Annotated in this window: 23 protein-coding genes, 1 pseudogene and 1 riboswitch; of the genes and pseudogenes, 7 read left to right on the top strand and 17 right to left on the bottom strand. The window is 36.7% G+C overall.

Translation table 11 applies throughout. The features are described from left to right. Nucleotides 1-98: 98 nt before the first annotated feature. The 5 genes from nhaC to MKX78_RS08625 all read right to left on the bottom strand — a co-directional run bounded on the left by nhaC (nucleotide 99) and on the right by MKX78_RS08625 (nucleotide 5,886). The gene (nhaC, locus tag MKX78_RS08645; RefSeq protein WP_180316981.1) at nucleotides 99-1,478 is read right to left on the bottom strand and encodes a Na+/H+ antiporter NhaC; all 1,380 of its coding nucleotides are present in this window, start codon (nucleotides 1,476-1,478) and stop codon (nucleotides 99-101) included. A 539-nt stretch (nucleotides 1,479-2,017) separates the two neighbouring features. Then, nucleotides 2,018-3,598: a peptide chain release factor 3 gene (locus MKX78_RS08640; protein ID WP_341050512.1), complete on the bottom strand. Its 1,581-nt coding sequence runs from the start codon at nucleotides 3,596-3,598 to the stop codon at nucleotides 2,018-2,020. 232 nt (nucleotides 3,599-3,830) lie between these two features. Then, complete coding sequence (locus MKX78_RS08635) at nucleotides 3,831-4,025, bottom strand: twin-arginine translocase TatA/TatE family subunit (protein ID WP_095369736.1); 195 nt, start codon at nucleotides 4,023-4,025, stop codon at nucleotides 3,831-3,833. A gap of 202 nt (nucleotides 4,026-4,227) precedes the next feature. Continuing rightward, entirely contained in the window at nucleotides 4,228-4,869 is a 642-nt protein-coding gene (locus MKX78_RS08630; protein WP_180316982.1) for a cell wall hydrolase, read from the bottom strand. Nucleotides 4,870-5,050: 181 nt separating this feature from the next. After that, nucleotides 5,051-5,164: riboswitch (TPP riboswitch) on the top strand. 197 nt (nucleotides 5,165-5,361) lie between these two features. Next, nucleotides 5,362-5,886, bottom strand: a complete 525-nt coding sequence (locus tag MKX78_RS08625; RefSeq protein WP_307314729.1) for an RNA polymerase sigma factor — start codon at nucleotides 5,884-5,886, stop codon at nucleotides 5,362-5,364. Between the two features lie 702 nt (nucleotides 5,887-6,588). Between MKX78_RS08625 and MKX78_RS08620 the strand changes: the two genes are divergently transcribed. Further along, entirely contained in the window at nucleotides 6,589-10,911 is a 4,323-nt protein-coding gene (locus MKX78_RS08620; RefSeq protein ID WP_341050510.1) for a S8 family serine peptidase, read from the top strand. Nucleotides 10,912-10,979: 68 nt separating this feature from the next. On the opposite strand, the pseudogene MKX78_RS08615 reads toward MKX78_RS08620, so the two are convergent. The 8 genes and pseudogenes from MKX78_RS08615 to MKX78_RS08580 all read right to left on the bottom strand — a co-directional run. Then, a pseudogene (locus MKX78_RS08615) lies at nucleotides 10,980-11,060 on the bottom strand (YjcZ family sporulation protein); the annotation flags it as partial. A 113-nt stretch (nucleotides 11,061-11,173) separates the two neighbouring features. Continuing rightward, nucleotides 11,174-11,278: a YjcZ family sporulation protein gene (locus tag MKX78_RS08610; RefSeq protein ID WP_095369741.1), complete on the bottom strand. Its 105-nt coding sequence runs from the start codon at nucleotides 11,276-11,278 to the stop codon at nucleotides 11,174-11,176. A gap of 335 nt (nucleotides 11,279-11,613) precedes the next feature. Continuing rightward, nucleotides 11,614-11,766: a hypothetical protein gene (locus tag MKX78_RS08605; protein WP_341050508.1), complete on the bottom strand. Its 153-nt coding sequence runs from the start codon at nucleotides 11,764-11,766 to the stop codon at nucleotides 11,614-11,616. Nucleotides 11,767-11,868: 102 nt separating this feature from the next. Further along, nucleotides 11,869-12,021: a hypothetical protein gene (locus tag MKX78_RS08600; protein WP_341050505.1), complete on the bottom strand. Its 153-nt coding sequence runs from the start codon at nucleotides 12,019-12,021 to the stop codon at nucleotides 11,869-11,871. Then, entirely contained in the window at nucleotides 12,022-12,276 is a 255-nt protein-coding gene (locus MKX78_RS08595; RefSeq protein WP_341050503.1) for a hypothetical protein, read from the bottom strand. Next, nucleotides 12,277-12,480 (bottom strand): hypothetical protein, encoded by a 204-nt coding sequence (locus tag MKX78_RS08590; protein ID WP_341050501.1) that lies wholly within the window; start codon nucleotides 12,478-12,480, stop codon nucleotides 12,277-12,279. It abuts the gene before it with no gap. Between the two features lie 342 nt (nucleotides 12,481-12,822). Beyond that, a complete protein-coding gene (locus MKX78_RS08585; protein ID WP_341050500.1) occupies nucleotides 12,823-13,041 on the bottom strand; it encodes a hypothetical protein in 219 nt (72 codons plus the stop codon). Nucleotides 13,042-13,439: 398 nt separating this feature from the next. Beyond that, entirely contained in the window at nucleotides 13,440-13,976 is a 537-nt protein-coding gene (locus MKX78_RS08580; RefSeq protein ID WP_095369743.1) for a GbsR/MarR family transcriptional regulator, read from the bottom strand. A 504-nt stretch (nucleotides 13,977-14,480) separates the two neighbouring features. On the opposite strand from MKX78_RS08580, the gene MKX78_RS08575 reads away from it, so the two are divergent. Genes MKX78_RS08575 through MKX78_RS08565 form a run of 3 tightly spaced genes read left to right on the top strand, consistent with a single transcriptional unit; the run spans nucleotide 14,481 to nucleotide 17,476 of the window. Then, nucleotides 14,481-15,734 carry a quaternary amine ABC transporter ATP-binding protein gene (locus MKX78_RS08575; RefSeq protein ID WP_307314733.1) on the top strand — a complete coding sequence of 418 codons (1,254 nt, stop codon included), beginning with the start codon at nucleotides 14,481-14,483 and terminating at the stop codon, nucleotides 15,732-15,734. Between the two features lie 2 nt (nucleotides 15,735-15,736). Next, nucleotides 15,737-16,576 (top strand): ABC transporter permease, encoded by an 840-nt coding sequence (locus tag MKX78_RS08570; RefSeq protein WP_095369745.1) that lies wholly within the window; start codon nucleotides 15,737-15,739, stop codon nucleotides 16,574-16,576. A gap of 12 nt (nucleotides 16,577-16,588) precedes the next feature. Then, nucleotides 16,589-17,476, top strand: a complete 888-nt coding sequence (locus tag MKX78_RS08565) for a glycine betaine ABC transporter substrate-binding protein (RefSeq protein ID WP_307314735.1) — start codon at nucleotides 16,589-16,591, stop codon at nucleotides 17,474-17,476. 53 nt (nucleotides 17,477-17,529) lie between these two features. Here MKX78_RS08565 and MKX78_RS08560 read toward each other — a convergent pair whose 3' ends face one another. Together MKX78_RS08560 and MKX78_RS08555 are read right to left on the bottom strand one after the other, a co-directional pair. Beyond that, nucleotides 17,530-19,050, bottom strand: a complete 1,521-nt coding sequence (locus MKX78_RS08560) for a flotillin family protein (protein ID WP_095369747.1) — start codon at nucleotides 19,048-19,050, stop codon at nucleotides 17,530-17,532. A gap of 14 nt (nucleotides 19,051-19,064) precedes the next feature. Next, entirely contained in the window at nucleotides 19,065-19,589 is a 525-nt protein-coding gene (locus MKX78_RS08555; RefSeq protein ID WP_322909186.1) for a hypothetical protein, read from the bottom strand. 179 nt (nucleotides 19,590-19,768) lie between these two features. Here MKX78_RS08555 and MKX78_RS08550 point away from each other — a divergent pair, with 179 nt between their 5' ends. Together MKX78_RS08550 and MKX78_RS08545 are read left to right on the top strand one after the other, a co-directional pair. Then, nucleotides 19,769-20,068: a hypothetical protein gene (locus MKX78_RS08550; protein ID WP_095369749.1), complete on the top strand. Its 300-nt coding sequence runs from the start codon at nucleotides 19,769-19,771 to the stop codon at nucleotides 20,066-20,068. Between the two features lie 56 nt (nucleotides 20,069-20,124). Further along, nucleotides 20,125-20,919: a glycerophosphodiester phosphodiesterase gene (locus tag MKX78_RS08545; protein WP_095369750.1), complete on the top strand. Its 795-nt coding sequence runs from the start codon at nucleotides 20,125-20,127 to the stop codon at nucleotides 20,917-20,919. A gap of 3 nt (nucleotides 20,920-20,922) precedes the next feature. On the opposite strand, the gene MKX78_RS08540 is transcribed toward MKX78_RS08545, so the two are convergent. Continuing rightward, nucleotides 20,923-22,365 carry a UDP-N-acetylmuramoyl-L-alanyl-D-glutamate--2,6-diaminopimelate ligase gene (locus MKX78_RS08540; RefSeq protein ID WP_341050496.1) on the bottom strand — a complete coding sequence of 481 codons (1,443 nt, stop codon included), beginning with the start codon at nucleotides 22,363-22,365 and terminating at the stop codon, nucleotides 20,923-20,925. A gap of 95 nt (nucleotides 22,366-22,460) precedes the next feature. Beyond that, nucleotides 22,461-23,228, bottom strand: coding sequence for a protein-glutamine gamma-glutamyltransferase (locus tag MKX78_RS08535; RefSeq protein ID WP_341050494.1), 768 nt, complete (start codon nucleotides 23,226-23,228; stop codon nucleotides 22,461-22,463). Nucleotides 23,229-23,457: 229 nt separating this feature from the next. On the opposite strand from MKX78_RS08535, the gene MKX78_RS08530 reads away from it, so the two are divergent. Continuing rightward, nucleotides 23,458-24,888, top strand: a complete 1,431-nt coding sequence (locus MKX78_RS08530; RefSeq protein ID WP_307314746.1) for a carbon starvation CstA family protein — start codon at nucleotides 23,458-23,460, stop codon at nucleotides 24,886-24,888. Nucleotides 24,889-24,984: the final 96 nt, after the last annotated feature.

The following is a 24,984-nucleotide window of genomic DNA, read 5'->3' as shown; positions in this document are numbered from 1 at the left end:
TTTTACATCCCTTTTATAAAAAAATAAAAAAGCCAATTTTCTCTTCATCTATTAGAAATCTAGAAGAGAAAATGGCTTATATTATACAAATTGAATGATTACTGCTTCTTCATTGTCCAACCTGTCCAACCATATAAAATAGTCATTAATGGACTTATTAAGCAAAATAAGGCAAATGGCAAGTAGGTTAATGTATTAACATCTAGCACTGTCGTTAGAAAGATTCCACAAACACTCCACGGTACAAGAGGATTAACCACTGTACCAGCGTCCTCTAAAACCCTGGATAAATATCGAGGATGCAAGTTCGCTTTACTAAAAGAGTCTTTATAAGCGTTACCTGTTAATAGGATAGATAAATACTGCTCACCTACAATAAAATTGATACCAACTGCCGTTGAAGCTGTTGCTGAAATTAATGGGCCACGTTTAGATAAGTAGTCAGTAATCCCACGAATAAGTGCTGCTAATATCCCTAATTTAATAAATAACCCTCCCATTGCTAAAGCCAATAGGACCAGTGAAATAGAGAAAAACATACTTTCCATTCCACCTCTAGTTAATAATGAGTCGATATCCTCAATCCCACTATTTGATGTATAACCACTAAATAAAATAGTAATAAGCTTAGCTAAATTCATTTCATTTTGCACAAAGAATGAAACAATAATTGCCGTAACGATTGAAGCTGCTAATGTAATTAAAGCAGGTATTTTCTTTATCGCTAGTACAACTAATACAAGAAAAGGTATGATTGCATACCATTTCACCAACCCTAGCGCTAATAAACCTTCCTGCATCTCATTAATTTTTACTAAGCTGGCTTCTTCCATTCCCTTCGGTGAAATTAGGAAAAAAATAATAAAGGATAAGATAAATACAGGAATTGTTGTCATACTCATTGTTTTAATATGATCAAATAAATCAACCCCAACTGTCATGGATGCTAAATTAGTTGTATCAGACAGTGGAGACATTTTATCTCCAAAAAATGCTCCTGAGATAATTGCACCTGCAGTAATAGCCGGGTTTAAATCTAATGCACCACTCAATCCCATAAATGCAACACCAATAGTCGCTGCTGTTGTTAATGAACTGCCAATACTCATACCAATAATAGCGGTAACAACAAAACTAATGGCATAAAAATAATTCGGTCCTACAATATCTAAAGAATAATAAATGAACGTTGGAATTGTCCCGCTTGCCATCCAACTACTTATTAACATACCAATAAAAAAGAATAAAAATGTAGCGCCAAGCCCTGACTTTGTCCCATCCATAATGCCTTGTTCTATTTCTCTATACTTAACGCCTTTACATAATCCATAAATAATTAAAATGATCATCGATAATACAATGGGAATATGTGGTGGTGCCTCAAGGGCAATCATACAATAACTTATACCACTAAGGAGAATGATTGTGATAAGTATAGCTTCCCATGTTTTTACTTTGATGCTTGGTTCTTGTTGCATAATAAATTAACCTCCAATATTTCTAAAAGCGTAAAAAAAGAGCTCATAAATCCCTTATTTAGGGACGAATGATCTCCGCGGTACCACCCTAATTGACAAGACACCACACTTGTCCACTTCATCTATTTTAACCTTTATAGGTAGGTGTAATTCGAAAAATTTATGACCTGAACTTTCACCAACCATTCAGTCTCTTTAGCTGTTCATAAATCCTCTACTGGCACTACCGGTTAAATTATATAAAAACTAATAATACTATTTTACTTAAACGCTTTTATGCACTAAAGTATTTTTGTAACGTATTTATACTATAATCTGTATTTCATTTACTGTCAATCATTATTTTCATATAAATAATTTGACCTTAGCCTATACTTTACGGACAACTACGGTTGCTAAAACTCGTCTGTGGATCAACCTTCTTCTTTAAAAAGCAAGATGATGTTCGTGCCAAACATGTCAGCCTTGTACGTTGATTGCTAAAATTAAAGATGCATATTAAAAGCACGCACAAAAATTGTGCGTGCCTGTAATTATACTTATTGTTGCTGCTGATCCATCGGATTATATAATGGTACATCTGGATTTTTATCTTGGAACCATCTAAGAGCAAAGTCATTTTCAAATAGAAACACTTGATGTTCATATCGGTCCTTCACAAGTAAACTACGTGAGCTAGAAAGGTTATCGTAATTGTCCTCACCTTCAACCCATCTTGCAATTTTAGAGCCTAACCTCTCCATTAATACTTCCGTGTTATATTCGTTTTTCATACGATGTTCAAATACTTCAAATTGTAATTGTCCAACTGCTCCGAGTAAATACTCATCTGTTTTCACAGTTTTAAAGAGCTGAATAGCTCCCTCTTGCACTAGCTGTTGAATCCCTTTATGAAAATGTTTTTGCTTCATTACATTCTTTGCTGTCACTCGAACAAATAATTCAGGGGTGAACTGAGGTAATTTTTCAAACTGGAAACCATTTTTATCACTTGTTAATGTGTCACCAATCTGATATGTTCCTGGATCATAAATCCCAATGATATCGCCACTTACAGCTTCGTTAACAGTACTACGATCATCTGCCATAAATTGTGTCGATTGTGCTAATTTCACTTGTTTACCGAGACGTGGAATATTTACACTCATCCCTCGTTCAAATTTACCTGAACAAATTCTAAGAAAAGCGATTCTATCCCTATGTGCAGGATTCATATTCGCTTGAATTTTAAAGATAAACCCTGAGAAGTCTTCTGTTAAAGGATTGATTTCTCCAACAGTCGATTCTCTTGGTTGAGGAGAAGGAGCAAACTGTAAATAAGATTCCAAAAACGTTTGCACACCAAAATTAGTCAAAGCACTGCCAAAGAAGACAGGTGTTAAATCCCCTGAAGCAATGCGGTCACGCGAAAATTCATTACCCGCTTCATTTAACAACATAATTTCTTCTAACGTTTGTTCATAAAGTCCCGATTGTTTTAGAGAATGATCTTCGTTAATTTCTCCTTCATCATTCAATTCAAGGAAACGATCCTCTTCATCTACCCTAAATTGTTCAATGCGATTATTAAAACGATCATAAATGCCTAGAAACTCTTTCCCCATTCCTATTGGCCAATTCATCGGATATGATTCAATCCCCATTACTTCTTCTAATTCTGCTAAAAGTTCTAACGGCATCTTACCTTGTCGATCCAATTTATTGATAAATGTAAAAATAGGAATACCTCTCATACGGCAAACTTTAAAGAGTTTTAAAGTCTGATCCTCGATCCCCTTTGCTGAATCAATGATCATTACTGCACTATCCACTGCTGTTAATGTACGATAAGTATCTTCACTGAAATCTTGGTGTCCTGGTGTATCTAAGATATTGATTTTAGCTTGATTATACTCAAACTGCATAACACTAGACGTAACCGAAATACCACGTTGTTTTTCTATTTCCATCCAGTCACTTGTTGCATACTTCCCTGTCTTTTTCCCTTTAACAGTCCCTGCATCACGAATGGCCCCTCCGAATAAAAGAAGCTTTTCTGTTAAAGTTGTTTTCCCAGCATCCGGGTGGGAAATAATTGCAAATGTTCGACGTGATAATACTTCGTCTTTAAATGTACTCATAATAAAATTCCTCACTAACATGTATAAATTCTTATCTGTCGCTACTGCGTACCCTCAATTTTATCCTTGTATTAGAAACTTTGCAATGCGTATTCAATATATGGCATTTTATTTAAAAAGATAACCAATGAGTTTGCACGTTTTATTCACAATATATAATCCTATTGTCATCCAATATTGTTTTATTACAAACAAAAAAGCTGACATAAGATATGCCAACTTTTAGTTGAAATTACTTCTCTAAATTGTTTTTCTTCTTTTCATTAGAGTCCTCATCATCATTAGCTAAACCTTTAGCAGAGTTTTTAAACTCTTTCAACGTCTCTCCCACTGCTCGTCCAATTTCAGGTAACTTCTTCGGCCCAAAAATAATGAGGGCCAGTACAAGTATAAGAATGAGACCCGGTATACCAATATTTGATAACATAGTATCACTCCTTTATGTAAGACATAACGTAAGGTGATTATTTATATTTCAATTCCCATTATAATTGAACACCAAATAAAGGCAAGTAAATTCCTTATTAACAATCCTTTTTAACACGATAAAAAGAGCCTAATGTGACTGATGTCACCCTTGGCTCCTTATCATTAGTTCATCTTCGTTCAATAAGATAGAAGGGTTTGCTTTACATAGAAAAACGGTGATTACCGATTTCTGTAACAACTTCTCTCGTATTCAACCAAGATTGCGGTACGATTGTTGGATTGTGGAAAAAGACCGTTTCATCTGGCAATGCATGATTTTTCATTGCTTGTTTTACTGCTTTTTTTGCTTCTTTATCTGCAGGCTTATTAATCGAACCATTGTCAACAGGTTGAAATTGCTTATTTTCATAAATAACATCGCGAATGGTATCAGGAAAACGTTCGTCCTGGACTCGATTAATCACAACTTCTGCAACAGCTACCTTTCCTTCAAACGGTTCGCCTTTCGCTTCTGCATGGATAAGTCTTGCTAAAAGATCCTGCTCCTCAGATGTTAACGAAATGTCAGGCTTCTTTTCTTCCTTTACCTTTTCCTCTACTTTAGGAACGATAAGCTTATCACCTTTCTGAACCGTTCGATCTTCTAAATGATTCATTATTGTTAATTCTTCCTCAGACACTTCTAATTGATCAGCAATGGAAGTAATTGTTTCGTCCTCTTTAACCTCATATATATCATAAACATCTAATGTCTCAGCATAAACGCGTAAATCAGCAGATTGGATGAAATGGACTAAAAACAATGTACTTGCTGCAAAGATAACTGCAATCAGTTTCAACATTTTTTCCTCCATTCATATATACATTTAAATCAAAATAACAAAATTAAGACTAACATGGATAGAAAGACTACTTCAAACGCAATGTTTTCCATGGGTAATTAGGATATTTCTCCCAGATTAATTTAGACTAGCATTATAATAAACTTCTACTACAATAATGGTGGAATAAAAACACAAATAAACCAAAATGTAGGGGGGGCAGTAATTGCTGGTTGAGATTTCATCCGTTTTAGATGATGACCCCTTTGAACCTGATCTGTCTCATAGCAGCGTAGGGAACATATTTAAAACAATTCATATTTTTGATATGCGCCCATGGTGAATCCTTTGGGCGTTTTTTATTTCCCTCAAGAAAATAAAAAGGAGGAAATGGAGAGAATCAAACGATTATTGGAGTAAAAAGCGAGGTGATTTAAAAGCGCATATCTTGTCTTCTCTAGAGGAATAAGATATACACTTTTACAATACTGATGACAAAAAATAAGCCATCTATCATAATAGATGGTATTGATCCCCATATGTGTTTTTCCAAATTTTCTTTAATGATTTAATAGCTCTCGTTGTGGTAATTCTCACCTTATCCTCTCTCCAACCTAAAATTTCTGCAGTTTCTTTAATGGTACATTCTTTTATTTTTCTTAACACTAATACATTTCGGTAATTCGTTTTCAAGTGGTTTATTGCCTGATATAACGCATGAACTCCCTCATCCTGAATAAATTGATTTTCTGGAATAGAATGATTTTTTATCCAAGCTTTATTTAAATATAACTCATGTTGTAACTTCTGTTGTTTTCTAATAAAATCAATCGTCGTATTTTTAGCAATACTGAATAACCAACTATGGATTTTGTCTGGGTGCTCAACCTGATTTTTTGACATAAAAGCTTTAATAAATGTATCTTGCGTTAGATCTTCCGCTGTTTCTTGTTGCTCAATCATTGAATAAATAAACCTAAAGATTTGATGATGATAAATACGATAGATTTCAATAAATGATTGGCCGTCTGATCCCAACCCCTTTTCATCCTTTCTTTATCTTTCCTACATATTACAATTCCAAAGAAACTTGAATTTTCCTTCTTTTCCTTTTCTAAAAAAAGCGACAAGTTTTTTCTAGAAAATAAGACAAGATTACTTTCAGTTTTAATCGAAACTATTTACCTAATACAAAAAACTTTCCATAACCTCCGTACTAATTTTCCTATACTTTATCTATTTAGTTCCTTTTAAGTGAAACATACCCTGTAACAATTATTTCTACTATTGTATATGCAAAAAAATATTTCTTTTTACCCACAGAACGAACATCAAATCTCTCCCCTCTTACTATCGACCCTATACTTATGAACGCAATCAAAAGACTTATAAAAAATTGTAAGATTTTCCAACACAACTACTAAATACTTAATTTTCTAAAAATTTGATCAATTATCTGTCCTTTTTTTTGAAAACAAGCAAAGAATCGGCAAAAATTCTCATAGCATTGGTTTCAAATGTACTAATTATTGATTTGTTCGCTATTACGATTAACTCATTTTAAAAAACGAACAAAAAAATTCGACATTTTCCGACAACTTTGAAGCCCTTCGTTAGCTAGAGTGTTAATCATAAGGAGAGCTACTTTTATTTTGAAAAGTAAACACTCCTTCATATATGAGGAGGTGAATACCAAGGATTATTCAAATATAATGAAAACATTTTTAGGAGGGGAATTACTTGAAGCGTAAAAGAAAAAATGGTTGGTTTCGTCTACTAAGTATTGCCATGATTGCTTTCTTAATCGTGCCAATGATGTTTCCTAGCATCAGCTCTGCTAGTAATAAAGGTGTAAGTACCTCTGTAGCAAAGTCAGCTAGTGAAGTAGCAGAAAACAAAATAAGCAAAACATTGACGAAAGAATTTAAAAAAGAAGAACAAGTCACATTTTTAGTGAAATTCAAAGAGAAAGCTGATCCTCAAAAATCAGCACAAAAAGCAGAAAAAGCTGCAGCTGCTCAAAAACAGTCTGCTGCTCAAGCAAAATATATGAAACGTTCAGCTATTGTTTCAGATATGAGAACAGTGGCAATTGAATCACAAGATAATGTGCTTTCTTACCTTGAAAAACAAGAAAAGAAAGGGAACGCAAAAGAAGTTCAATCTTTCTTTATCGTAAATGCTGTTGCTGTTACAGCAACTAAAGATGTAATGGAACAACTCGCTACTTTCCCTGAAGTGGAAAAAATTCTACCAAATGAAACAAGAAAGCTACATACACCAACGGTAGAAGAGCAAGCAAAAGCGGAAGAAGCTGGTAAGATCAATAATATTGAATGGAATATTGATCATATCGGAGCACCTGCTGTGTGGGAAATGGGCATAGACGGTTCAGGTACAGTTGTTGCTTCCATTGACACAGGTGTTCAATGGAATCACCCAGCATTAAAAGAGAAATATCGTGGGTTTGATCCTGCTAATCCAGAATCACCAAATCATGAGTACAATTTCTTCGACGCTGTAAGTGGCAATGAAGAATCTTATGATGACCACGGTCACGGTACACATGTAACGGGTACTATGGTTGGTTCTGAGCCAGACGGTGGCAACCAAATCGGTGTTGCACCTGGCGCAGAATGGATTGCTGCTAAAGCATTAGATGCTGGCGGTAGCGGTTCTGATGCTCAATTAATTGCAGCTGGAGAGTGGATTTTAGCCCCTACAGATGCTGAAGGGAATCCAAACCCAGCAATGGCGCCAGATGTGGTTAACAATTCTTGGGGCGGCGGTCCTGGAATCGATGATTGGTATAGAGAAGTAGTTCAAGCATGGCGTGCTGCTGAAATCTTCCCTGAATTCTCTGCAGGAAATACAACTTTATTTAATCCAGGTGGTCCTGGTTCAGTTGCGAACCCTGGTAACTTACCAGAAGCGTACACAACTGGAGCAACGGACATCAATGATAACCTAGGAAGCTTTTCATTATTAGGACCTTCCCCTTATGGAGGCATTATTAAACCAGATATTTCAGCTCCTGGTGTAAATATCCGCTCATCGGTACCTGGCAGTGGATATGAAGGTGGCTGGAACGGGACTTCCATGGCAGGTCCACATGTTGCAGCTGTTGCAGCTCTTCTTCGACAAGTGAATGCAAGTTTAACTGTTGAAGATATGGAAGAAATTATTTCTTCTACTGCGATACCTTTAACAAATGAAACATATACAGAAGTACCTAACAATGGCTTCGGTAATGGATTAGTAAACGCTTACGATGCTGTTAACTCTATCTTAGATGGATTGGGGACAATTAAGGGTACTGTCGCTAAAGATGGCGAAGATGAAGAAGCGCCAACATTAGAACATGAAGCAATTGAAGAAACTTATGCTGGTATGGATTTACCACTAGAAGTTTCAGCTGCTGACAATGTAAGTGTAACAAATGTAACCGTTGAATATACAGCTGCTGATGGAAGCACAAAAACAGTTACAGCTGCACGTGACAGTGGGGATTACAAATCTGGAACGTATAGTACAGTTATTCCAGGAGATGACATTGCTGAACCTTCTGTCTCCTATAAATTCATTGTGACTGACTTCGGTGGAAACACTGTTGAAAGTGATATGTATGAGGTATCTGTATTGCCTGGTATTACAGTTGGTTATTCAACAGACTTTGAATCAACTCCAGCTGGCTGGACTTCTTCTGGCGCCGCTAATAACTGGGAGTGGGGGGTACCGACTACAGGTCCTGAAAGTGCTTTCTCTGGAGAAAAAGTATTTGCAACTGGCTTAGACAGTCAATATGCAAGTAATGCAAACATGACACTTGTTATGCCTCCTATCGATTTACCAGAAGGAAATAGCTTTTTACAATTTAAACAATGGTATAACATTGAAAATAATTATGATTATGGCCATGTTTTCGTCTCAACAGACCAAGAAAATTGGACTCAACTTGCTAGATATACTAATCTTTCAAATGATTGGGTTGATGGCCAGGTTGATTTAAGTGAATATGCAGGTCAAAGAATTTATATCGGCTTTAACTTAACAACTGATGGTTCTGTAACCAGACCTGGTTGGTATATTGATGATGTTGCATTAACAGACACACCTCTTGAAACTGCGAAAACTGGAAAAGTTACATTAGAAAAGAAAGATGCGAAAACTGAAGCAAAAAAAGACGCGAAACCAGTAAACGCTGATAAGATCCAACCTAATACTGAAAATGCTACAGTTGAAAAAGGATCTGACAAAAAAGCAACTCCTATGTCTTTACCACTTGGTGCAAAGGTGAGTGTCCTTGAATCAGGTAGATCTGTAAATACGAACCCTGCTGATGGTTCTTACCAATTAGTACACGCGGCTGGAGAATTTACTCTTTTAGCAGAAACATATGGATTTGCTTCAGAAACACAAACCGTAAATGTTGAAGCAGATGGAGAAGCAGTTGCAAACTTCGTCTTAGATGAACTACCGCAAGGAACAATTAACGGTTCCGTAACAAATGAAAGAACTGGTGAACCAATTACTGGAGCAACTATCCTTCTTGTTGAGGATGCAAAAGTAACACCAGTTACAACAGATGAAAATGGTAACTATTCAATTACGGCTTATGAAGGTGAATACACTCTACGTGTAATGGCTAACTCTTATTCAAGTAAAGATGTGACGGTTACACTTGATGAAGAAAACGTGGAAGTAAATATCGAACTAAAACCATTCATCGGTTTTGAAGGTGAAATTGGCTATGATGATGGTACAGCTGAAAACGCACGTGCATTCTATGATGCTGGCAATGGCTGGGGTGTTCGTATGAGTCTTGAAGAGGGTCAAGAATCTGCAATGGTTACTGGCGGTTTATTCCGATTCTGGGATACATCTTTTCCAACACCTGGTGGAACAGATTTCCAAGTTGCGATTTATGATGCAACAGACAATGGTACCCCTGGTGAAAAACTAGCTGGACCTATTGATGCAACAGCATTAAGAAATGGTGAATGGACACATGTCGATCTTGCCACTGAAGGTGTAACAGTAGATGGTGATTTCTTCATGGTTTATATTCAAACAGACCCTAACCCTAATGCTCCTGGATTAGGAACAGATGAGAATGGAGATAACGCTGGACGAAGCTTCCAATTAGTTGGTGGCGCTTGGTCAGCTTCACCTGCTGCTGAAGGAAACTATATGATTCGTGCGGTAGTAAACTATGAATTAACATCACCTACCATTACTTCTCCAGCTGATGGAAGTTATACTAATGAAGAAACAGTAACTGTGGAAGGTTCAACACAACCAAATGTGGATGTTAAAGTGTACAATGGTGATGAAGAAGCTGGAACAACAACTGCTAGTGCAGAGGGTGAATTCAGCTTAGATGTTGAATTAAATGAAGGTGAAAATGTCTTAACTGCTACAGGTGTAAGCGAGGTTGGTGAAACGGATCCTTCAGAGCCAGTGACAATTACATTAGATCAAGAAGCTCCATCACTTGCTATTACTAGTCCTGAAGATGGTTCGAAAACAAATAAAGAAGCGGTGACTGTAGAAGGAACGGTTTCTGATGACCACTTAGATACTGTTACAGTAAATGGCCAAAATGCAAATGTATCTGATGGTACATTCTCAAAACGTATTTTATTAGATGAAGGTACAAACGAAATTACAGTTGTTGCTACTGACGAAGCGGGTAACTCTTCGACTGAAACTGTAACAATTGAAGCCAAATACTCAAGCCTTGATATTGAAAATCTTCAACCTGGTGAAGATAGAGAATTAGCCGCTGGTCAAACAGTGAAAATTGAATTTGACAGCGAGCCAGGCTTAAAAGCAACATTTGCATTAAAAATGCCTTTAACAAACTTACGTGCACAAACCACAAACGTAAATGACCTACCAATTATGGAAACATCTCCAGGTCACTATGTTGGTTATTATACTGCAACTTCTAATGTTGTAGCTCCTGGTGCAGAAATTGAAGTCACTGTTAAAGATAGCTTTGGCAATAAAGCAACGGAAATCGCTGAAGGAAAACTTTATATTAATGCACCAATAGATTAATTATTTTGCCCAAATGAAATAAAAAGAGGGAGATGCCTTTATTGGCATCCCCTCTTTTTATTTAGCAATTATCTAAAACAAGCAGCTCCAACGATGATTAAAAGGATGAATAATACAACGATCAGTGCAAAACCGCCACCGAAACCGCCACATCCGCCACCGTATCCGTAACCGCCATAACCGCAGCCTCCACCGTAACCATACATAAAAAGATCTCCTCCTATTTTTTATATTTACCCTTTATCCCAAAACCATTAGGTGATTAGCAGCAGCCACCGTATCCCCAAGAAGCTCCAATAATCACTAACAAAATAAATAAAACAACTAGGAGTGCAAAGCCTCCACCGTATCCAAATCCTTCTGACATTTGAATAACCTCCTTTATCTTGATTCTATATATCCTATTCAACTAACCTAATATGTGCGATAGTCAAATGCACATTTTTAGGGCAAATAACTATAGGCTTATCCAAGAGGAGTGTATCTTCTGTCTCTTGAACCCCTCCATCCAACTCTTACCGGTTTATATATAAATTGCTCGGCTTTCTCTTCTGGTTTACGTTCTGAATGCCGGGCAAACCTATTTTGCGAAGCACTCATTTATGGAGTTCCTTCTGAATGACTTGCTAATTCACTTTGCGAAGTACTCACTCTTCGGTTTCCTTCTGAGGGACTTGCTAGTCCCTTTTGCGAAACTCTCATTCACCGATTTCCTTCTGAGTAACCTGCTAATCCCTTTTGCGAGGCACTCACTCTTCGGTTTCCTTCTGAGGGACTTGCTAACCCCTTTTGCGAAGCACTCACTCTTCGATTTCCTTCTGAGGGACTTGCTAACCCCTTTTGCGAAGCTCTCATTTATCAATTTTCTTCTGAGTGAACTGCTAATCCCTTTTACGAAGCACTCACTCTTCGGTTTCTTTCTGAGTGACTTGCTAACCCCTTTTGCGAAGCTCTCATTCACCGATTTTCTTCTGAGTGACCTGCTAATCCCTTTTGCGAGGCACTCACTCTTCGGTTTCCTTCTGAATGACTTGCTAATCCCTTTTGCGAGGCACTCACTCTTCTGTTTCTTTCTGAGTGACTTGCTAACCCCTTTTGCGAAGCTCTCATTCACCGATTTTCTTCTGAGTGACCTGCTAATCCCTTTTGCGAGGCACTCACTCTTCGATTTCCTTCTGAGTGAACTGCTAATCCCTTTTGCAAAGCACTCACTCTTCGGTTTCCTTTTGAGGGACTTGCTAATCCCTTTTGCAGAGCACTCACTCTTCGGTTTCCTTCTGAGTGAACTGCTAATCCCTTTTGCAAAGCACTCACTCTTCGGTTTCCTTCTGAGTGACTTGCTAACCCCTTTTGCGAAGCACTCATTCACCGATTTTCTTCTGAGTGACCTGCTAATCCCTTTTGCGAGGCACTCACTCTTCGGTTTCTTTCTGAGGGACTTGCTAACCCCTTTTGCGAAGCACTCACTCTTCGGTTTCCTTCTGAATGACTTGCTAACCCCTTTTGCGAGGCACTCACTCTTCGGTTTCCTTCTGAGTGACTTGCTAACCCCTTTTGCGAAGCACTCATTCACCGATTTTCTTCTGAGTGACCTGCTAATCCCTTTTGCGAGGCACTCATTTATCAATTTTCTTCTGAGTGAACTGCTAATCCCTTTTGCAAAGCACTCACTCTTCGGTTTCCTTCTGAGGGACCTGCTAACCCCTTTTGCGAAGCTCTCATTCATCGATTTCCTTCTGAGGGACCTGCTAATCACTTTTACAAAGCACTCATTTATCAATTTTCTTCTGAGTGAACTGCTAATCCTTTTTGCGAAGCACTCACTCTTCGGTTTCCTTCTGAGGGACTTGCTAACCCCTTTTGCGAAGCGCTCATTTATCAATTTTCTTCTGAGTGACCTGCTAATCCCTTTTACGAAGCACTCACTCTTCGGTTTCCTTTTGAAGGACTTGCTAATCCCTTTTGCAGAGCACTCACTCTTCGATTTCCTGCTGAGTGAACTACTAATCCCTTTTGCAAAGCACTCACTCCTAGTTTTCCTTCTGAGGGACTTGCTAGCCCCTTTTGCGAAGCACTCACTCCTCGTTTTCCTTCTGAGTGACCTGCTAACCCCTTTTGCGAAGCACTCATTCATCGATTTCCTTCTGAATAGCGCATGTCCATTCCGCTCGACGTTTCCTAATATCTCCATACTCTCTGAATGCAGCGCATGTTTAATGTTAAGCTAACATTATAAGTTATGTATGCACCTATGAAGCTATCTTTCTTTTCTCCTGAGAACCGTGATTCTCCATATTGAGACGCTCCTTTTTTGCCCACCCCTTCTATCTCAGTGACTGAGACCACATTTTATGTGAACCAACATAAAAAGCCACAGAAACAAGAGCTGTGGCTTTCAGAGTGTAGACAAACTCCTTTTTCAAAAATTCATTTGAAGAAAAAGGAGCTTTGTTTCTTTTTTAGTTATATTGTTGTTGTTACGTAACAACAACATATATTGATGGGGTAGTAATTATAGAAAACGTTATTTAAGAATTTCTTTCCTTTGGCACAAGTTGATAAATTTCACCTGTTTCAAAACTATTCACTAATCGCCCTAGCCAATCATAATAATTTAGGGCCTCATGTAATTTTGTTACATCTTCACGAGCTGCTGCTAAAACCTCTTCTGGGGCATTTTCCTCTTCTATTAATAAATTGATTTCCTTTAATGATTTCTCGATTGCGGAAATATTCATGGAAATACTCGGTCTCCACTTCGTTGTAAAAAGATCAACAAAAGTTTGATGCCAATCTTCTTCAGCTTGATACTGATCTTTTCTTGACCCTTTTCTCCATACTTTTTCCACCATTTTTAATTCTAATAAATTTCTTACAGAGGTACTCATACTGGTTTTACTCATACCTAATTCTTCTTTCATTTCATCTAACGTCATTGGTTTTGCTTGAAAATATAATAAACCATATAACCTACCTACAGATGGTGTTATCCCGTAAAGATTCATATTTTGAGAAATGGTTTCAATTACTCTTTCTCTGGCTTTGTCTAACCTTTCTTCATACATTGTTTCATCATCACACCCATTTTTATTTCATTGATATTTATTATTGTTCATTATAGTTAACTAAAACTTGTCATGTCGAGAAATTTATAATTTTAGCTTATCATTTTTTCCTCCTATGTAAAGAAAGCACTTCAATTGGAATATCGAGCATTCAAGAGCATTTATAAGAATTCACTGTATACAGTTCGTACAGTTTTTACTGTACAAACTATATTATAGAATATGCTCATATATGAACTTTGCTCTTATTTCTTTAAACTCCTACAATTAAGGAGGTCGTAATTCACAGGAAAATAGAACGGGGATTCATAATTAAGAATGATGAAAATTGTCTCATTTTGTAGTTTTTGTTACAAAATAATTAATAATATAACGGTTTGATTCCATATATTTCACAAAGTAGGTAAATACAAAAAGTACCTAATAAGAAAAAACCATTTTTTCATTCGAATATGATCCAAATCCTGTAAAAACAAACATATACAAGTTAAACGAGGTGAAACAATGGATGAGAGAGCAAAAAAAATTAGCGTGAGTCAAGTATCAAAAATATTTGGCAAAAACACTAAAAAGGCCACTCAACTGTTAAATGAGGGTCAAAGTAAAAATGAAATTCTTAAACAGACCGGTGCAACCATTGGTGTTAACCAAGCCAATTTTGATGTTTATGATAGTGAAATCTTCGTCATAATGGGACTTTCTGGTAGTGGTAAATCTACATTAGTAAGAACCCTCAACCGACTCATCGAACCAACAACTGGAGACATTTATATTGATGGAAAGAACATTACAAAAATGTCCAAGGACGAACTAAGAGAAACTCGAAGAAAGAAAATAAGCATGGTTTTTCAAAAGTTTGCCCTACTCCCCCATCGTACCATTCTAGAAAATACAGAATATGGCTTAGAAATTCAAGGAATGGCCAAGGATAACCGTAAACAAAAAGCACTTGATGCATTAAAACTTGTTGGACTTGAAGGTTATGAGAATCAATATCCTGATCAACTAAGTGGTGGTATGCAACAGCGTGTTGGGTTAGCAAGAGCTTTAGCAAATGATACTGATATTTTATTAATGGATGAAGCTTTTAGCGCTCTTGACCCATTAATTCGAAAAGATATGCAAGATGAACTCCTTGATTTACAAAGCTCGATGGCAAAAACGATTGTCTTCATTACACATGACTTAGATGAAGCGCTAAGAATCGGGGATAGAATTGCGTTGATGAAAGATGGTGCCATTGTACAAATTGGTACACCTGAAGAGATTCTGATGAACCCATCTAATCAATATGTTGAAAGATTCGTTGAAGATGTGGATTTATCGAAAGTACTTACAGCTCAACATGTAATGAAGAGAGCGGAAACCGTACAGGTAGATAAAGGGCCAAGAGTAGCCCTACAACTAATGAAGAAACTAGGTATTTCAAGTATTTATGCTGTTGATAAAAAGAAAAATATTCGCGGTATTGTCCATGCAACAGCAGCAAAAGAAGCAGTTGATTCAGGAAAAACCATCGAAGAGATATTAGATACAAGTTATCAAACAGTAACGGAAGATACCGTACTTACAGATCTCTTTGATATTGTTTCTACTGCCTCCATTCCTGTAGCTGTGGTAAACGAAAATGGCCGCTTGAACGGTATTCTCGTTCGTGGTGCGGTAATTGCTGCACTCGCAGGCAATAACGATGCCATTAATGATTTTGAACATGATACGAGTACAACTCAAGATCAATCTATTAAGGAGGTGTACTAATCATGGAAGAAAGCTTTATTCCTAAAATTCCCGTCGCTAGCTGGATAGATGCCTTTGTAGATTGGCTGACTGTTACTTTTGCGATTGTATTTGACGGTATTACAATTGCACTTGAAGCGATTGTAAATGGTATGAATACAGTGTTAATGGCTATCCCAGCATTGATTTTAATCATTATTTTAGCAATCCTCGCGTGGAAATTGGCTAGCAAGGGCATTGCTCTTTTCACATTGATTGGACTGTTATTAATACAAAATCTCGGCTATTGGGAAGGTATGTTACAAACCCTATCCCTTGTCTTAACATCGGTTATTATTACCGTCATTATTGGACTACCAATAGGTGTTTGGGCTTCACAAAAAAGAACTGTGCAACAAATTGTTACACCCATTCTTGACTTTATGCAGACTATGCCGGCATTCGTTTATTTAATTCCAGCTATATTCTTCTTTAGTATTGGGGTTGTACCAGGTGTAGTTGCCTCTGTTATTTTTGCCGTACCACCAACTATCCGTTTAACCATTCTTGGGATTCAACAAGTCCCTACCGATATTATTGAAGCAACTGAAGCTTTTGGATCAACTGTAAAACAACGATTACTAAAGGTACAACTACCGTTAGCAACACCTACGATTATGGCAGGTATAAACCAAAGTATTATGCTTTCTTTATCAATGGTTGTTATCGCATCAATGGTTGGTGCGCCAGGTTTAGGTGCGGATGTTTATCGTGCAGTAACACAGATTCAAATTGGTACAGGTTTTGAAGCAGGTCTTGCGATTGTCGTTATGGCTATTATCCTTGACAGGCTTACTCAAAATATAGGAAAGAAAAAAAACTAGGAGGACTTTAACATGAAGAAAAAATGGCTATCTTACTTAATGGTTCCAGCTGTCGCATTAGGCTTAGCAGCATGTGGATCAAATGAAACCGACGAAAATGCAACTGTAGGAGATCAGGTTGATCACGAAATTATCGGTATCGATCCTGGTGCAGGCATTATGAAGGCGGCAAATACAACACTTGAAGAATATGAATTAAGTGATTGGACTTTAGTTGAAGGCTCTAGTGCGGCAATGACAGCTTCATTGAAAAAGGCTTATAATGCTGAAGAACCTATTATTATTACAGGCTGGAGTCCACATTGGATGTTCTCACAATTTGATCTAAAATATTTAGAAGACCCTAAAGGTACTTTTGGAGAAGAGGAAAATATCAATACAATCGTTAGAAATGGTCTAGCTGAAGACAAACCAAGCGCTTATCAAGTATTAGATGCTTTCAATTGGACTGAAGAACACATGAATGATGTGATGGTGAAGATTTCGGAAGGACAAGATCCTGCAGAAGCAGCGGCTGAATGGGTTGAGAATAACCAAGACCTCGTATCTGAATGGACTGATGGTGTTGATTCAGTTGATGGTGAAAAACTTAGCTTAGGCTATGTTGCTTGGGATACTGAAATCGCAAGTACGAATGTTATCAGTAAAGTTTTGACTGATTTAGGTTACGATGTGAATATTAGTCAAGTTGAGGCGGGTCCAATGTGGACTGGTGTTGCTGAAGGTAGTCTTGATGCCCATGTTGCTGGATGGTTACCTTTAACTCATGCTGATTATTATGAGAAATTTGAAGGTAAATTTGAAGATCTAGGTTCTAACTTAGAAGGAACGAAATTAGGAATAGTTGTACCTGAATATATGGATATTGATTCTATTGAAGATTTAAAAACAGCTGAATAAATGAATGCAAAACAGCAGTGAGTTAAGGCTCACTGCTGTTTTTTTACCCACTATTACGCTTCTTTTTTATGATTTTCCGTTTTAATATCCATACCTAATTGCTCAATGCTTTGTTTAATATTAGATTTGCCTGAGAAATTTTCGATTAATTCCTTAATATCCAAGCCTGACGATGCCTTCACAGATTCTTGCATTGTTGTCATTAAGTCAGTGGCATAGCCTGTCACTTTATTCGCTCCACCTTTTGCTCCACTACCAGTATCTACAACTGTAATTTTATCAATATTAGAAAGAGGACTTGCCACTTCTTTCGCATATGCTGGTAACATTTGAATAACCATATCCATAATCGCCGCATGCCCGTACTGCTCAAATGCCTCAGCGATTTTCCTTTTTGCTTCTGCTTCTGCTAAACCTTTCAAGCGTATAATTTCTGCTTCTGACTCACCTTGTGCCTTTTGTGCTTCTGCTTTGGCTAACCCATCTGCACGTACCCTTTCTGCTTCTGCACGCGCCTCTGATTCTATTCGATATTGATGCGCATCTGCTTGGGCAATTTGTTTCCGTTTTTCAGCTTCTGCTGACTGTTCCACTGAATAACGATCTGCGTCTGCCTTTTTCTTGACTTCGGAATCATACTGTCTTTCTCTTCGTAGTATTTCCTTTTCTTCTAATTCAATCGATTTCTGTCTTTCAATAATTTTTATTTGCATTTCTTGCTCTGTTACTTCTTGTTTAGCTCTCGCTGTTTCTAAATCATAGGCTTGGTCAGCACGTGCCTTAGCGATATCTTGATCACGACGATAATCCGCCATTTTCATTTGATTCTCTTTTTCTGCCTCAGCGATTTCCGTCGCTCTTTCTAATTCTGCTTTTTGTGCATCTTTATCGGCTTCTGCTCGCTTTATTCGCGTTTCTTTTTCTGCTTCTGCCGTAGCAATGTCTGCATCTCTTCTCACCTGTGCAATCCTCGGTTTACCTAATGAATCCAGATAGCCATTTTTATCTCTTACATCTTTGATAGTAAATGAAACGATAATTAAACCCATTTTCGCTAAGTCTTGTGAAGCGACACGCTGAACTTCTTGTGAAAATTTATCACGGTTTTTGTAAATTTCTTCAACTGTCATTGAACCAAGTATTGAGCGTAAATGACCTTCTAATACTTCTTTCGCTTCATTTTCACGATCTTCTTTCGTTTTACCTAAGAATTGTTCTGCCGCAGTCGCAATTTCACCAATCGAGCCACCAATCTTAATAATAGCCGTTCCATCTGCCATAACAGGCACACCTTGTTCGGTATATACTTCTGGAGTTGAGACTTCTAATTTGCTTGATAATAAGCTAAGAGGCTCTGCTTGCTGGAAAACAGGTAATACAAACGCTCCTCCACCCCGAATAATTTTAATACGATTACCTGCTTCATCAACATGTACATTCTTACTACCCAAATAACTACCTGTCACAATTAAAGCTTCATCTGGTCCAGCAGTACGATATTTCGTAACAAAAATTCCTAATAGCGCAACAATTAAAACCGCTACAATTCCAATAACAATCCATATTAAAAGCATAAGTTTCTCCTCCTTTATATCTGTTCATGTGTCGTAACAATGACTCGACTTTCTTTTACCTCAATGACTAATACTTTTTCGCCATTAGCGATTGCCTGCCCATTAAGGCTTTCAGCTGTTTTAGAAATTCTACCTGAATAGCTCTCAATCAATACTTCACCATAGCCCTTTTCTGGGATTGGAATGATAATAACTCCTACCCGTCCCCTTAACGAGTCTTCTGAATAGACAAGCGATTCTTCAGCAGATGACATTGGAACAAGTATAAACACATTTAATAGTACGGAAAAAATAAAGGCAATAATTACAGAGATTAATGCAATGAGAATACTATTCAACGAAGTTAATACTTCAAATAAATAACCACTTGCTGATAAAAAGACGATAAAGGCAAGTATTAATATTGGATTAAGAAAAGGGCTAGCTTCCTCTATTCCACCTAATACATCCCCAAAAAAGAATAAAAGAATAATTAGTACACCTGAGATAATCAACGCATACAAATACAGTGTTTCAACGGATAGGTTAAAAACTTCCATCATCATCATCCTTGTTTTCTATACTTTTCCTTTCTTTCACACAAATTCACACTCCCCCTCGTATAAAAATAGGTTGTAACATACATACGAATGAGCGGGCGATAGGTTTCAAATATTTCATTATTTGTCATGATTTTCTTCCATCTGAATATGTTGAATATAGAATAGGAGGGAACTGTTTGACACGTCAAGAAAGGAATAGAAAGCAACATTTTAATTTAGATAAATTACTGATTCTTCTCATAACACTTATGATTACTGCTATTACATCCCTTTACTTTTATAGTAGAAGTATCATTGTTATTGAAGCACCTAAGACTGATTATGGCGAGAAAATTGTTGTTCAACTACCTTCAGGACAAAAAGTGTTTACCTATGAAAAATTAGTAGTAAAGAAGGATGGTAAGCTAATATATCAAGGGGAACATCAAACAATCGCATTGACTGGTGGTAAAATTAAATATGAGGACTGGGATTGACAACAGGTGTCATCGTCATTTACGATAAGCAAAAATCATGAGAAAGGGGCATCAGAATGAGACAAGTGAGAAGAGCTTATCATACGATTAATGCTAAATTGGCATTAATGTTTAAGAAACAAAACAAGTTCTTTCATCCCAGCTTTCAAAAAATTGCTCATAGAGGTGCTGCCGGAACATGTCCAGAGAATACCATGATTGCTTTTGAGCGTGCGCTTCAATTAGGTGCTGACATGATTGAATTAGATATCCAGTTAACTAAAGACCGACAAATCGTTGTCATACATGATGCAACAATTGATCGAACTACAAATGGGACAGGTAAAGTATCTGATTATACATATGAAGAGTTATGCCAATTTGATGCCGGAAGTTGGTTCTCTCCAACATTCCAAGGTGAAAAAATTCCATTACTCAAAGATGTATTGAATAAATATTACAATCAGATAGGTGTTTTAATTGAATTAAAAAAGCCTGAAAAAAACCCAGGCATTGAAAGCTTACTACATTCTTTACTTATGCAATATTCTACTGATTCAATCATAATTCAGTCTTTCAACCTCGACTCACTAAGGAAGATAAAAACGCTCATGCCCTCGGTGAAATTGGCCTTATTAGTCAATTACCCCCTTCAAACTAAAGACATAAAAAGAATAGCACAGGAATTTGATTATGTGAGTTTGAAGTGGACAATGGTTAACAAAAAAGTGATGTCCGCAATAAAACAAGCTCAATTACGAACAATTATCTGGACAATTAATACTAAAAAACAATTAGCTAGTGTAAGGTGTTGGGATATAGACGCAATTGTCACTGATCATTTACAGTTATTAGCTAAAAGTGAGGAGTAAATATTAACGATCTTCACCTTTTTCCCATTCTATTAAATATTGGATGGTTTCAATGTCATTTTTCGTTTGAAGGTGAAAAATATCTTGGTAATTCTCATGCCCCTTCCCAATAACAAATATCCAATCACCACTTCCTCCTATTTCCCACATTTTCTTTATAGCCATAGTGCGATCCATTATGACTTCCCCATTTGTAAATGGTTTTGTTAAGTTATATAATTCTTCTTCTACAACCGTTTTACTCTCCCCATTTATATCATCTAATGTAAGGATAAACTGCCGACAATAAGTAGATGCCACCTTAACCATTTTAATTCGCTTGCTTTTATCCCTTTTTCCTCGAAATCCAAAAACCATATATATTTTTTTCGCTCTATTTTCCTTAGCTGTTTGGAGAAGGTAGATGAGAGCATCTTCTGTATGAGCATAATCAATAATAAATACGGCCCCTTTCTTATTGTAATATTTCTCCCATCTGCCAGGTACTCCTCTAAAATTCATTAATCCTTGCGATATTACCTCTTTTGATATGCCCGATTCTAAACAAGCAGCAATAGCGATAGCTGTATTATAAAGATTATGTTTCCCCGGTAATGGTGAATCTGCTACAATAGTATCTTTTTTAACACTTGATATTTTTAACTGATATTTTGCATCTTTAAACGTGAGCTGCAGATCATAATCGCCAGCTTTACCAATTGTTTTTATTTTATTATGTTCCTGCTCAAGTGCTATTTTCGCCCCCCATGTATCCTCAATGTTGACTAATCCAACGCCTTCATCTTTTAATAAAGAAAAGATTTTCTTTTTCTCGCTGTAATACTCTTCAATCGTATGATGATAGTCCATATGATCATGAGTTAAATTTGTAAAAATAGCTATATCAAGCAGTAATCCTTCTGTACGATGTTGATGGAGTGCATGGGATGAAATTTCTAGTATGATAAAATCATCCATACTTTCAGCTAATAAAGATTGTAGTTCTAAAGCGTCTGGAGTTGTATTTTTAGCTTTTCTTGTTTGGTTATTAATATTATTTTCTATCGTGCCTATCATTCCACAAGAATACCCTGCTTCTTTGATGAGATGGTGGATGAGATAGGCTGTAGTTGTTTTACCATTTGTGCCCGTTATCCCAATTAAGCGATGTTTTTTGCTGGGGTGGGCATAAAATATGCTTGCTAAAATGCCTAATGTTTTCCTAGAATCTTGAACTGCAATATACGGAACAGTGAGCGATAATCGCTTTTCCCCTATCACAGCAATCGCTCCATTTTTAATTGCTTCTTCTATATATTTATGCCCATCCTTTTCAAAACCGGAAATGGCAATAAATAAATATCCTCGTTTTACTTTCCTTGAATCTGTAGTTAAACCTTTCACTACTTCATGACCACTATCTTTTAAGTCCTTTTGTAATAAGTTAAATACATCAATTAATTTCATATAAAAAACTCCTTAAGGCACCAATAAAGTTACTATTTTTTGTATGCCCACGAACAAAAAAAATATGCCTTTATGAGACATATTAAGTATTACTATTAAAGTACTTGGAAAATAGAAGAATCGTAATTCTGATGTGGTACTCTACGTGCAAATTGTGAAAGGTATTTGTAACTTAAGCGACTATGTTGTGAAATAAGATACGCATCCTGTGTCGCTCCTGGCTTTCTTAGCGTATTCAATGCTTCTATCATCCCTCTTTCACTTTCCAATCCTACTCCGTGTCCAAAGTATCGGTCATTACCTAAATAGACTGCATTTTCTCCCGTCCATATTGGATGCTCGAAATCGGGATTATAAAAGTAAACAACATCTCCTGGAATGAAATCTCTTCCTATCCGTGTATCTATACCTAAGTCTTGATCATAATTCCAATCCCAAACTAAAAGACCTTGGAATAAAGTGTTAAATCGACTAATCGAAATTGAATCCAATACTGATTTATAAAATAACAATACAATTGCTGTAGAACATTCAAATGCATATAAGTGGCTATTATGAAACACATCCCTTATCGCATCCGAGGGTAATATATATGGTTTTAATACATAACCGTACTTCGTTTTTGTCCAAATCTGAGGGTTAAATCTTGATACATCAAATGGAGCGAATTCTGCTTTACTTTCATGTAACTGGTAAGCGGCTTGAATTAGTTTTTCTCTTAAGAGTAGCTCAAATTCAAAAACAAAAGCAGAATCATAAAAAAATTGCTGTGGTGAAGAATCGAGTGCTCTATAAATATCTTGTTGTATAGGACTAAATGAATGAATAGGGGGCTTCTCCTGTGACTGAATAATAATGGTCATAAACACTTACCTCCCTTTATTTAATTTTCTTCTGACAACATATAATACCAAATTATGTTCTGCCCCGTTCAGAGGTTCATAATAGCCAATAATAAGTTCATCTATTAGAAAATTATATAAAAATAACATTTTTCTGAAAAAGTATTGCTTTACAGCAAAAAAGCACTTACAATACATCATATATTCCAAAGTTTCAGAAATATATCACATCAGCAGGAGGCACTTAAATATGGCAACATTCCTTGTAGCAATTGTATTACTTATTCTTGGATACATGTTTTATTCGAAATTCGTAGAGAAAGTTTTTAGTATCGATGATAGTAGAAAAACCCCAGCGTATACAGAAGCAGACGGCATGGACTTTGTCCCAATGAGCTGGTGGAAAGGAAATCTTATTCAACTATTAAACATTGCTGGCACCGGTCCGATATTTGGCGCATTAATGGGTGCATTATACGGACCTGTCGCGTTTATATGGATTGTTATTGGCTGTATTTTCGCTGGAGCTGTTCATGATTATTTTTCAGGAATGCTTTCACTTAAACATAAGGGAGAACAATTCCCTAATCTCGTTGGTAGATATCTAGGGAATGGAATGAAAGTTTTTATTAATATATTATCCATTATATTAATGATTTTGGTAGCAGCTGCTTTTACAGCAAGCCCAGCCCAATTGATTTCTTCTATTACCCCACTTAGTTTTACTGTATCGTTAATGATTGTATTTGCTTATTTCGTTATTGCAGCGGTTCTCCCGATTAACCAAATTATTGGTAGAATTTATCCGATATTCGGTGCGATATTAATCTTTATGGCTGTGTCCATTGGTATCGCTTTACTATTTAATGGTCAACCTATTCCAAATTTAACTTTTAGCAATTTACACCCTGAAGAATTGCCAATTTGGCCATTATTAATGGTTACCATTTCATGTGGCGCTATATCTGGTTTCCACGCAACACAAAGTCCAATTGTATCAAAAACTTTAAAAAAAGAGTCTGATGGAAGAAAAGTATTTTACGGAGCAATGATTGGTGAAGGAATCATCGCCCTTATTTGGGCAGCAGCAGGAATGACATTCTTCGGAGGAACAGGTGGCTTACAAGAAGCTTTAGCGACCGGCGGGCCAGCAGGCGTGGTGAATGAAATTTCCATTTCACTTTTAGGTACACTAGGGGGCATTTTAGCGATACTTGGTGTTATTATTCTACCTATTACAACAGGAGATACAGCGTTACGTTCATCGAGAATGATGCTTTCTGAAACTATTTCGAAGTACTTGAACTTTAAAGGGAATGGACAGATACTACTTGTCACATTATTAGTTGGTGTTCCAACATTTCTTTTAGCAACGATTGATTATTCCTTTTTATGGAGATATGTTGGTTGGACCAACCAATTATCTGCCACGATTATGCTTTGGACAGCAACAAGTTTCCTACTAAAATCTAATAAGCAGCACCTCATAACAGGAATTCCAGCTATGTTCATGACAGGAGTATCTGCTACTTATATATTTTACGCACCTGAAGGATTGCAATTATCTTATCCAATATCTTTAACAATTGGGACAGTCTTATCGATCATCGTGTTAATCATTTACATCAAGAAAATAATTGACACACGAAGTCATAAGACAACTAACATAGAAATTGTCTAATCTGAAGCAGACTGGGAAAGTGTGAATCCCAGTCTCTTTTTATTATTATGGGCAATCAATTAAAATGAAGATAACTGTTGTCTACTATATACTTAC

Source organism: Cytobacillus sp. FSL R5-0569, from assembly GCF_038007265.1.
GTDB classification, from domain to species: Bacteria; Bacillota; Bacilli; order Bacillales; family Cytobacillaceae; genus Cytobacillus; species Cytobacillus kochii.
The sequence above is the reverse complement of the archived record's forward strand: the minus strand, read 5'-3'. Positions and strand labels throughout refer to the sequence as shown.

Bases quoted from the DNA above. Each gene is read 5' to 3' on its own strand.
- nhaC (WP_180316981.1), bottom strand. From the start codon at position 1,478: ATGCAACAAGAACCAAGCATCAAAGTAAAAACATGGGAAGCTATACTT.
- MKX78_RS08640 (WP_341050512.1), bottom strand. From the start codon at position 3,598: ATGAGTACATTTAAAGACGAAGTATTATCACGTCGAACATTTGCAATT.
- MKX78_RS08635 (WP_095369736.1), bottom strand. From the start codon at position 4,025: ATGTTATCAAATATTGGTATACCGGGTCTCATTCTTATACTTGTACTG.
- MKX78_RS08630 (WP_180316982.1), bottom strand. From the start codon at position 4,869: ATGTTGAAACTGATTGCAGTTATCTTTGCAGCAAGTACATTGTTTTTA.
- MKX78_RS08610 (WP_095369741.1), bottom strand. From the start codon at position 11,278: ATGTCAGAAGGATTTGGATACGGTGGAGGCTTTGCACTCCTAGTTGTT.
- MKX78_RS08605 (WP_341050508.1), bottom strand. From the start codon at position 11,766: ATGAGAGCTTCGCAAAAGGGGTTAGCAAGTCCCTCAGAAGGAAATCGA.
- MKX78_RS08600 (WP_341050505.1), bottom strand. From the start codon at position 12,021: ATGAGAGCTTCGCAAAAGGGGTTAGCAAGTCACTCAGAAAGAAACAGA.
- MKX78_RS08595 (WP_341050503.1), bottom strand. From the start codon at position 12,276: ATGAGTGCTTCGCAAAAGGGGTTAGCAAGTCACTCAGAAGGAAACCGA.
- MKX78_RS08590 (WP_341050501.1), bottom strand. From the start codon at position 12,480: ATGAGTGCTTCGCAAAAGGGGTTAGCAAGTCACTCAGAAGGAAACCGA.
- MKX78_RS08585 (WP_341050500.1), bottom strand. From the start codon at position 13,041: ATGAGTGCTTCGCAAAAGGGGTTAGCAGGTCACTCAGAAGGAAAACGA.
- MKX78_RS08580 (WP_095369743.1), bottom strand. From the start codon at position 13,976: ATGTATGAAGAAAGGTTAGACAAAGCCAGAGAAAGAGTAATTGAAACC.
- MKX78_RS08575 (WP_307314733.1), top strand. From the start codon at position 14,481: ATGGATGAGAGAGCAAAAAAAATTAGCGTGAGTCAAGTATCAAAAATA.
- MKX78_RS08570 (WP_095369745.1), top strand. From the start codon at position 15,737: ATGGAAGAAAGCTTTATTCCTAAAATTCCCGTCGCTAGCTGGATAGAT.
- MKX78_RS08565 (WP_307314735.1), top strand. From the start codon at position 16,589: ATGAAGAAAAAATGGCTATCTTACTTAATGGTTCCAGCTGTCGCATTA.
- MKX78_RS08560 (WP_095369747.1), bottom strand. From the start codon at position 19,050: ATGCTTTTAATATGGATTGTTATTGGAATTGTAGCGGTTTTAATTGTT.
- MKX78_RS08555 (WP_322909186.1), bottom strand. From the start codon at position 19,589: ATGGAAGTTTTTAACCTATCCGTTGAAACACTGTATTTGTATGCGTTG.
- MKX78_RS08545 (WP_095369750.1), top strand. From the start codon at position 20,125: ATGAGACAAGTGAGAAGAGCTTATCATACGATTAATGCTAAATTGGCA.
- MKX78_RS08540 (WP_341050496.1), bottom strand. From the start codon at position 22,365: ATGAAATTAATTGATGTATTTAACTTATTACAAAAGGACTTAAAAGAT.
- MKX78_RS08535 (WP_341050494.1), bottom strand. From the start codon at position 23,228: ATGACCATTATTATTCAGTCACAGGAGAAGCCCCCTATTCATTCATTT.
- MKX78_RS08530 (WP_307314746.1), top strand. From the start codon at position 23,458: ATGGCAACATTCCTTGTAGCAATTGTATTACTTATTCTTGGATACATG.